Below are 8,876 nucleotides of genomic sequence, written 5' to 3'. Positions count from 1 at the left end.
GCGCTGCTTCTTGACTATGGTTGCGGTGAAATCGGCGTCCTTGTTGGCAACCCAGTCGACAAATTTACGGATGGTGGGGTTGGCCAGTAGGGCCTCGACATACAGGCCATGGCGTTGGAGTTCGGAATTGGTGAAATTGGCGATCAGCGTCTTCTGGCAGATAGGATGCATCGGCACGACATCGCGCCCGCCAGGGCTCTTGGGCACGGGGTGATGCCAGACGATGGCTTTCCCGGTGGACTGGCCACAAAGCCAGCATGAGGGTGCTACCGCAGGGGCTTCTTCCTCGCCATGATCATCCTCGTAAGGGCCATGTTTGAAATGCTTTCGGGCCACGCGTTCACCTGTTTTGTCTGAATTTCGTCCGTCTATCGTGGTCGGGCTGGCATGACCATACCGGCATCTGCCGTGCCCGATGTGGTTAGCGGACTGTCCGTTGTCGGGGATGGAAAATCTATTGGTGAACGACCGCGAAGGGTCGGCCTACTCTGAAGCGTTCTACCTGTGGCCATCATGGCCTTAGGAGACGTGTCATGGGATTGTCAGAATTTGATCCCGCCGCTCGCGAGCGAGTATCTTGGAACGCCGGACGCAAGGTGGGGGCGAAGCGCGCGCTCAAACCCCGTCAGATCTGGGCCGTCCGTTTCTTCCTCGACCAGCATGGACGCATTCGGGATCGGGCCCTCTTTGATCTCGCCATCGATAGCAAGCTGCGCGGCTGCGACCTAGTGAAGATCAGAATCAGCGACATAGTTTGTGATAGAAAAATTCGAACGCGAGCCACCGTGGTTCAGCAAAAGACCGGAAGGCCAGTTCAGTTTGAGCTGATGGACGATGCTCGCGCCAGCCTCCTCAAGTGGCTCGAACTCCGGGGTGGATCCCTGGAGGACTACGCCTTCCCCAGCCGCACCGACCACGCGGCCCACATCAGCACACGGCAATATGCCCGCCTTGTCGATGAGTGGGTCAAAGGAATTGGCTTACCCAGTGAGGATTATGGCACCCACTCCCTGCGGCGGACCAAGGCATCGATCATCTACAAGGCGACCGGAAATCTCCGGGCCGTCCAGATCCTGCTCGGGCACACGAAGATTGAAAGCACAGTGAGATACCTGGGTGTGGATGTCGAGGACGCCCTCACGTTGGCAGAGGGCACAGAAATCTGAGATTGCCTGGCTCCTTGCCCTCGCGAGGAGCCAGGACCTATATCGCGTCGGCTCTGCGCCCCTTCTGACCCTTCAAGGAGAAAATGCCCGTTCCTGAAAGCGGACGTTACGAGTCACGCGTGCTTGTCAGTTCGCAGGGCCACCTGCATCTCGAACGACGCCCCTCGCCTTGGTCATGCGCAAGAGAAAACGACACGCTCAGTTGAATGGCATTCGACCTGTGTGAAGTATTCTACCTGCGCCGACGATGCATATAATCTCTCCCTTCGTCCTCAATCCCCGGCCAGGATCATGTCGGCGGCCTTTTCCGCGATCATGATGATCGTCGCGTTGGGATCGCCAGTGGTGATGCGCGGCATGACCGATCCATCGACGACCCGCAGCCCCTCCATCCCATGTACCTGCAGCCGCGCATCCACGACAGCAAGCGCATCTTGCCCCATGCGGCAGGTTCCGACCGCTTCATAATTGACGTTGCAGGTGCTGCGGAAAAAAGCGTCCAGATCAGCGTCGCTCACGCAGGCATCGCCGGGCGCATATTCCTGTCCCCGAAAACGGGCATAGGCGGGCTGCGCCAAAATCTCGCGCGCGATCCGGATGCCCCGGCGCAGTGCATCCCGATCCCGTTCCTCTGCAAGATAATTAGCATTTATGAGCGGCTGGTCCGTGGGATCCGCGGAGCGCAGTTTCAATTCGCCCCGGCTTTCCGGTCGGGTGAGGATCACCAGCTTGGTGAAGCCATGCTCGCGCACCGGCCTGCCGCCCGCGCCCAGCAGCATCGGCAGGAAATAATATTTGAGGTCGAGTTCATCATGCCCCGGCGCGCCCGAGCGCAGATAGGCAACCGCATCGGTGCCGCTGCTCGCCAGCGGGCCGCGGCGCGTAACCATGTAGCGCAAGGCTGCCGCCGCCATACGCACCGGACTGGTCGCGAATTTATAATCGGAGACGGGCTCAGGACAGCCGATCTGGACCTGCGTGCCGATATGGTCATGGAGATTCTGGCCGACGCCCTTGAGGTCGATGACGGTGTTGATCCCAAGCGATTGCAGATGATCGCCTTCGCCAATGCCGGACAGCATCAGCAACTGGGCGGACTGGAATGTGCCCCCGCTCACGATCACTTCGCGGGCGGCGTGGACCTGGCGGGTCTCCCCGCCCTGTCGATATTCGACGCCGACAGCGCGCTGGCCGCTCAAGAGCAGGCGGGTAACATGCGCTCTTGTGCAGACGGTGAGGTTTCGCCGCCCCCCCACCGGATGCAGATAGGCAACGGCGGTGCTCATCCGACGGCCGTTGCGGATGGTATGTTCAGAGGGCCCAAATCCTTCTGGCGCCGCGCCATTATGATCGTCGCTATAGGGATAGCCAGCCTGCTGCGCGGCTTCGATCCACGCCCGCTGGCCGGAGTTGCGGATCTCCGCGCGCGCCACCGGTAAGGGGCCGCTGCCGCCATGGAAATGGTCTTCGCCATGGGCACTGCACTCGGCGCGCGTGAAATAGGGGAGCACCTCTTCATAGGACCAGCCGCTGTTGCCGAGGCTCGCCCAATGGTCGAAAATCTCGGGACTGCCACGGCTATAGCACATGCCGTTGATGGAACTGCTGCCGCCGAGCACCTTGCCCCGCGCATCAGCCAAAATGCGATTGTCGAGATACCGCTGGGGCGTGGTCTGATAGTGCCAGCTTGCCATCCCACCTTGCAGCATCGGGAAGAAACCGGCTGGAATATGGATCAGGGGGTTGCGATCGCGCCCGCCCGCTTCGAGGAGGAGGACCCGAACGTGCGGATCGGCGGAAAGCCGGTTGGCAAGAACGCATCCCGCCGATCCCGCGCCCACGATAATATAGTCAAATTCCGTGCCTGATTGCATGTGGTCGCTCCAAGAGGAGAGGAATGGAAATGCGGGGGAAAGTGGGCGCTATAAGGCGTGTGGCAGCAGGGCGACGGCCTTGATCTCGACGATCGAGCCGGGATGGCCCAGCGCGCTGACGCCGATCGCAGTCCAGCAGGTGTTCTCGCCCTGCATGAACGCGGACTTCGCGGCTATGAAACCGTCCATGTGCGCGGGATAGCCGACATGGAAAGAGGTGAGATCCACGATATCGCCAGCACCGCATCCATGGCGGCGCAGAACCTCCCCCAGCGCGGTGAAGGCCAGCTCATACTGGCGGGACGGGTCGGGCGGCACGCTGCCGTCGACCTCTATGCCGATCTGGCCTGAGCAAAATAGGATGCGGCCAGCGATGCGTGCCTCGCAATAGCCATAGCTGGCGGCGGCATCGGTATCGGACATGTCTTCCCTCTCCTTTTTTCCGTGACCTGCGGGCGCCGGGCGCGATCAGCGACGGCAGCGCGATCGTATAGCTCGGGCACAAACACTACACAATGTCTTGTTTGTGCAGAAACTCTGTGTCAGCATGCAAAGAATCAGGAGTGATAAGCCGAACCGGCTACGCAAAGAGAGGGGAATGTCATGATGTTACGGCGTTTATCGCGCAATTTGTTGCTTTCTGGCGCGGCGTTGAGCGCGATTTGCGATACGGCTGGGGCGGCGGAAAAGCCGGTGCTCCAGGCCGATGCTCAGCTCGGCACCATTGTCGTGACTGCGCGGCGGACGCGCGAAAATCTTCAGGAAACACCGGTGGCCGTGACCGCCCTGACCGGCGAAATGCTAGACAAGCTTAATATCCGCGATGTGGTGGCGACGGCGCAATTCACCCCGAATCTTGGCATCAGCGCGCAGCCCGCGTCGATCACCGCCGCGTCGGTATTCATTCGCGGCATCGGCAACGCGTCGCCCAGTGCAGTGTCGGAACAGGGCGTCGGCATCTACCTCGACGGCGTCTATATCGCGCGATCGGCCGGGGCGATCTTTGACCTGGTCGATCTGGAGCGCATCGAAGTGCTGCGCGGCCCCCAGGGCACGCTGTTCGGACGCAACAGTGTGGGCGGCGCGATCCAGCTCGTCAGCCGCAAGCCCACCGACGATCCGGGCTTTGAGGGGAAAGCGGGTTATGGCACGTTCGACGACTGGTTCGCCCGCGCGCGGTTCGACACCGGCCTGATCGGCAACATGCCGATCAAAGCTACGGTCTCCTACATGCATCGGCAGAAAAACGGCTATTTCGACAATAGCCTGGCTCCGTCGAGCAAGGACCCCGGCGCCCTCAACAGCGATGCCGTCACCGCTGCTGTCCAGGGTGATTTCGGCAAGCTAACCGTCAATTACGGTTTCGATTATAATGTCCGTGAAGGCGCCCCGACCTTCTTCCAGGTCATCAATGCAACAGATGATGTTCGTACCTATTATGGAAGTTCCCAAGCTCTCGGCGGTTCAGCATTTCAGATCGGGCCAGAAGGACTGCGCCGGGGTGAACACCAACCGGCCATGGACCTCAATGGTAACCCAACCTTCAGCGTCAAGGCGCGGGTCTACGGCCATGCCCTGACGCTCAATCATCAGCTTATGCCCGCCCTCGCGATCAAATCGATCACGGCCTATCGCGCCTATCGCCAGGATGGCGCCAACGGCCTGTCGGGCAACGGACAGTTGCTTGGCTTCACCTTGAGCCCGCTGCTGTTCGTCGACGGCACCGTCCTGCCCACCGGAGTCCAGCCGGTGACGCCCTATGACGGCTACACTACGCAGCGTCAGCGTCAGTTTTCTCAGGAAGTGCAGTTGCTGGGCGAAGCCGGGGCGTTCAAATATGTCGGCGGCGCCTTCTATTTTCATGAAAAGTCATCCGAAGCCAATTATCAACAGTTGACCTTCGTGCTTCCCGGGGGCGATGCGGGTGTAAATCTTTCGCCACTCCAGGCATTTCATGGCAAGGCACGTTCCTATGCCGTTTTCGGCCAGCTCAGCTATTCGCCGAGCAGCGATCTGGAACTGACCGGCGGCGCTCGTTATACAAAGGACAGGAAATGGCTGACGCTTGCCGGTGATGTGCAGCCCAACCTCGACGGTCTGGTATCCTATAATAACTTCTCTTGGCTGATCTCCGCCAATTACAAGCTGCGTCAGGACTTGATGACCTATGCCCGCGTATCGAGCGGCTACCGCGCGGGCGGCATCAATCCGTCCGCTTCGGAGATCAACATCTTCGCGCCGGAAAAGGCCATATCGTATGAAGCCGGCGTGAAGGCCGAATGGTTTGATCGCCGCCTGCGCACCAATCTGTCGGCCTTCTATGTGGATTATAAAAATCTGCAGATCCCGCAATTTCTGGCGGGTACCGGCGGGGCAACATCGACCATCGCCAATGCAGGTCGCGTCGCCTATCGCGGGGTGGAAGCCGAACTCACCGCCGTCCCTGTCCCTGGCCTGACGATCGATGGTTCGGTTGGCTATACCTCACCCAAATATAAGAGCTATCTCTACCGCGATCCCATCACCGACGCGGTGATCAACGTCGCCTCCGAAGCACGCATGTCACAGACCGCCAAGTTAAACACCCATGTTGGCGCGCAATATGACCACGAATTCGGCATCGGCACCTTGTCGCTGCGTGCCGACTATTCCTATCGCAGCACCGTCTACTGGTTCACGCTGAACCGGATCAATCCCTTCAATCGCGATATCCGATCACGCCCGGACCATAATCTGCGCGCCCGTATCTCGCTGAGCGATATTGCGGTCGGCGGTGGCAGGCTGGACCTGGGCTTCTGGGGCGACAATCTGACCAACGACCGCAATATCGATTTCGGCATCGACTTCGGCAGTCTTGGCTATGGCAGCGCCTCCTTCAAGAAGAAGCGGACTTTCGGCGTGGACGCAAAGCTCAGCTATTGACGCTCTACCGGGACGGGGCGGCGCTCATCGCGGCCCCTCATGCTTCGCAACCGGCAATGAGCAGGTCGACAAGTTGGCGCACATAGGCATCGGACGGCTGGTCCTTGGCGATCACGATCAGGCCCGCGATCGAAGTGAACAGGGTCGTGATCACCATCAGCGTGTTCACTTCCGCACGGATCTTGCCCTCTTGCTTGGCGACATCGAGTGGGCCGACCATTTCTTCGGCGATCGCGCGCCACTGGCGCAGCGTTTCCTCATTCACGAAGCCGGAGCCAAGATGGGCGACCAAGCCGTTGATGGCGATTTCGTCGGGCCGAGCCGAAAAGTCGCGAAAGGCGATGGCAATGACATGCAGATGCTCTCGCCAGTCGTGACGCGGTTTCACCCGAAAGGCCGCATTATGCGCCGTCAGCGCTTCGACGATCAACGCTTCGCGCGTGGCCCAGCGGGCGTAAAGGGTCGAGCGCGCAATGCCCGCATGCTCCGCGACGTCCTGCATCGTGAACTCGGTCTCGCCGTTCTTGATGAACTGCAAGACGGTGGCGGCAACCGTCTGCCTGACCCTTTCCGTGCGCCCACCAGGGCGAATGCTGCCGCGTGTCATGCGCCCTCTTATCGAGCCGCGGCCAACAGACTCAAGGGCAAATCGCCCGATGCCACAGGCAATCGGAATGAAGGAAATACGTGGTGAAGTACGGCAAAGGCAGTGTCCCCCTTGGCTCGGATCCGTGGGGGGTGATGGTGGTTCTGTCCGTCATCGGCTTCCTCCTGATTGGCGGCATGCTGACGTCGCTCACCGTCTATATGTCTGTGATGCAGCCCCTTTTCCGCTGGGATGAAGCCGAAATCGGCGCGGGGCCGGTAGCGCTGCTGCTCGGCATGAGCGCGGGCAATCTGTTCGTTGGCCGGGCGATGCGGGCAGTCGGCATCCGGCGGCTGTTTGCCTTTGGTGTTGGCATGGCGGTTTGCGGCTGGGTCGCGGCAGGCTTCACCGGGACTTTAACGTTCTTCATGGCGGCGATGGCGCTGGCGGGCCTTGGTGTCGGCATGGCCACGATCGTGCCGGGCATCGCGGTCATCGCGCAGAGCTTCCACCGGCACAGGGGGCTGGCCATTGCGCTCTTCATCGGCGGTTGCGCGCTTGCCAGTGCGACCATGCCGATGATCAGCGGGCGGCTGATCGCGGCATTGGGCTGGCGCGAGACATTCTGGACCATCGGCGCGGCGGCGGGCGTGATATGTGCAGGGCTGGTGTATGTACTTCCGTGCAGCCGATGCGGCGCCTCCGACGGAGATGGTGCGGAGAACCTCGGTCTGACAAGAGAACAGGCTCTGAGGAAGCCCGGCTATTGGTTGTTGGCCATCGTCCTCACGATCAGCCAATTGTCCTTGAATGCCGTTCTTTTCAACCTGATCGCCTATCTTCGGCACAGCGGCTTTAATCAGGCGGACGCGGTCACCGTCTACAGCGTCGCCAATTTCATGAGCCTACCGGGACTCCTGATCGGCGGACTGATCTCCGACCGGATCAGCGCCCGCATCCTCCTGCCCGTCATCCTCGCCTTGCAGGCAGCGGGCACGCTAGCCTTGCTGGGGGTGGGCGGCGATCCTCTGTGGCAGGGCCGGACGGCGATCGCGCTTTTCATCATGCTCTGGGGCTGCGTGGCCGGTTTGCCGGCTCAGGCGGGATCCATGCTGCTGACAGAGATGATCGGCCAGCGCGCCTATCCCGCAATGCTGGGGATCATCTTCACAATCAACGGCTTTGTCGGCGCACTGGCGCCGGTCGCGGTCGGATGGGCCTATGAGGCGAGCGGGGGCTATGCCCTGCCGGTCTTCTGCCTTGGCATGCTGACCCTGTTGGCGAGCGTCGCCTCGCTTTTCTGCCGCAGCGCCCCGTTCGTGGCGGCCAAGGCAGCACGCGCCAACTGACAGAATTTCCCTGGAGATTGAGTAGATGCAGAACAGAGCCGCCTTCGATCGGGGCGAGATTCCGATATCCGCCAGTGGCTGGACCAAGCCGCAAGGTCTCGCGCCCAACTGGCCCGCGCTGACGGAAATGGTTTCCACCGACGTCGCTGTCATCGGCGCTGGCCTTGCAGGGTCATCCCTCGCGCTGCATCTAGCGGAAGCGGGTATTCCAGTCACCGTGCTGGAGGCACGCCAGCCCGGCTGGGGAGCATCGGGCCGCAACGCCGGGCATGTCCTCCCGATCCTGCGGGACATGCGCGTGTTCCGTCGTTTTCCGGACGAGGGCCGGCGATTTCTGGACCTGTTCCGCGAACATCACACCATCCCCTTCGATCTGGCTGCCCGCTATGCGATCGACTGCGATGCCGTCCGCTCCGGCTATATCAACGGGATGAAGACCCGGCGGGCCTTTGAAGGATTTCTGCGGGAATTTTCCTATTTGGAAGAGAATGGCTTGCAAAGGCTGGTCCGCATATCAGGGGATGACATGAAGGTCCGTACCGGATCGGCCGCCTATCCTTATGGCGTGCTGTTCGAAGATGGCGGCCGTATCAATCCCTATCTCTTCACCAATGGCATGGTCGCAGTGGCCGCGCGGCTCGGGGCGCGTATTCATGGCGACAGCGAGGCGCTGGCGCTGGAGCGGGCAGGTGAGTGCTGGCGCATCCGCACGCGGACAGGCAGCGTGCTGGCGGATCGCATCGTGTTCTGCACCAATGCCTATCCAACAGGGATCGAACCGGCATTCCGGAAAGCCTTTTATCCGCTGACCGCCTATGCCCTCACCACCAGGCCGCTGCCGGCCGGGGCGCTGGACCATATTCTCCCCGGTGGCGGCACTTTTGCGCAGGCGCCGATCGATCTCAATCCGATGGTCCGCGATCGCCATGGCCGCCTCATCCTTTCATCGATCCCGCGGGTCGGCGGAGCCCATGACGCG

8 protein-coding genes are annotated in these 8,876 nt (G+C 61.1%); 4 read left to right on the top strand and 4 right to left on the bottom strand.

The features are described 5' to 3' along the window. The coding region (locus tag NCHOL11_RS16850; protein WP_097093755.1) for a hypothetical protein at nucleotides 1–336 on the bottom strand (336 nt) is incomplete at its 3' end. Between the two features lie 197 nt (nucleotides 337–533). Between NCHOL11_RS16850 and NCHOL11_RS16845 the strand changes: the two genes are divergently transcribed. Beyond that, on the top strand, nucleotides 534–1,166 hold the full coding sequence (locus NCHOL11_RS16845; protein WP_097093754.1) for a tyrosine-type recombinase/integrase: 633 nt from the start codon (nucleotides 534–536) through the stop codon (nucleotides 1,164–1,166). 272 nt (nucleotides 1,167–1,438) lie between these two features. Here the strand turns inward: NCHOL11_RS16845 and NCHOL11_RS16840 are convergent, their stop codons facing one another. After that, a complete protein-coding gene (locus tag NCHOL11_RS16840) occupies nucleotides 1,439–3,040 on the bottom strand; it encodes a GMC family oxidoreductase (RefSeq protein ID WP_097093753.1) in 1,602 nt (533 codons plus the stop codon). A 48-nt stretch (nucleotides 3,041–3,088) separates the two neighbouring features. After that, nucleotides 3,089–3,463 carry a RidA family protein gene (locus NCHOL11_RS16835; RefSeq protein WP_097093752.1) on the bottom strand — a complete coding sequence of 125 codons (375 nt, stop codon included), beginning with the start codon at nucleotides 3,461–3,463 and terminating at the stop codon, nucleotides 3,089–3,091. A gap of 180 nt (nucleotides 3,464–3,643) precedes the next feature. Between NCHOL11_RS16835 and NCHOL11_RS16830 the strand changes: the two genes are divergently transcribed. After that, the gene (locus NCHOL11_RS16830) at nucleotides 3,644–5,962 is read left to right on the top strand and encodes a TonB-dependent receptor (RefSeq protein WP_255254890.1); all 2,319 of its coding nucleotides are present in this window, start codon (nucleotides 3,644–3,646) and stop codon (nucleotides 5,960–5,962) included. Nucleotides 5,963–5,999: 37 nt separating this feature from the next. On the opposite strand, the gene NCHOL11_RS16825 is transcribed toward NCHOL11_RS16830, so the two are convergent. Further along, on the bottom strand, nucleotides 6,000–6,569 hold the full coding sequence (locus tag NCHOL11_RS16825; RefSeq protein ID WP_097093751.1) for a TetR/AcrR family transcriptional regulator: 570 nt from the start codon (nucleotides 6,567–6,569) through the stop codon (nucleotides 6,000–6,002). A gap of 83 nt (nucleotides 6,570–6,652) precedes the next feature. Here NCHOL11_RS16825 and NCHOL11_RS16820 point away from each other — a divergent pair, with 83 nt between their 5' ends. Both NCHOL11_RS16820 and NCHOL11_RS16815 read left to right on the top strand, forming a co-directional pair. Then, on the top strand, nucleotides 6,653–7,897 hold the full coding sequence (locus NCHOL11_RS16820; RefSeq protein WP_141397904.1) for an MFS transporter: 1,245 nt from the start codon (nucleotides 6,653–6,655) through the stop codon (nucleotides 7,895–7,897). Between the two features lie 25 nt (nucleotides 7,898–7,922). Then, nucleotides 7,923–8,876 (top strand): NAD(P)/FAD-dependent oxidoreductase (locus NCHOL11_RS16815; protein ID WP_097093749.1); only part of this gene is annotated, 954 nt, incomplete at its 3' end.

This window comes from Novosphingobium sp. Chol11 (genome assembly GCF_900218065.1).
GTDB classification, from domain to species: Bacteria; Pseudomonadota; Alphaproteobacteria; order Sphingomonadales; family Sphingomonadaceae; genus Sphingobium; species Sphingobium agri.
This window is presented reverse-complemented; position numbering and strand designations above follow the sequence as displayed.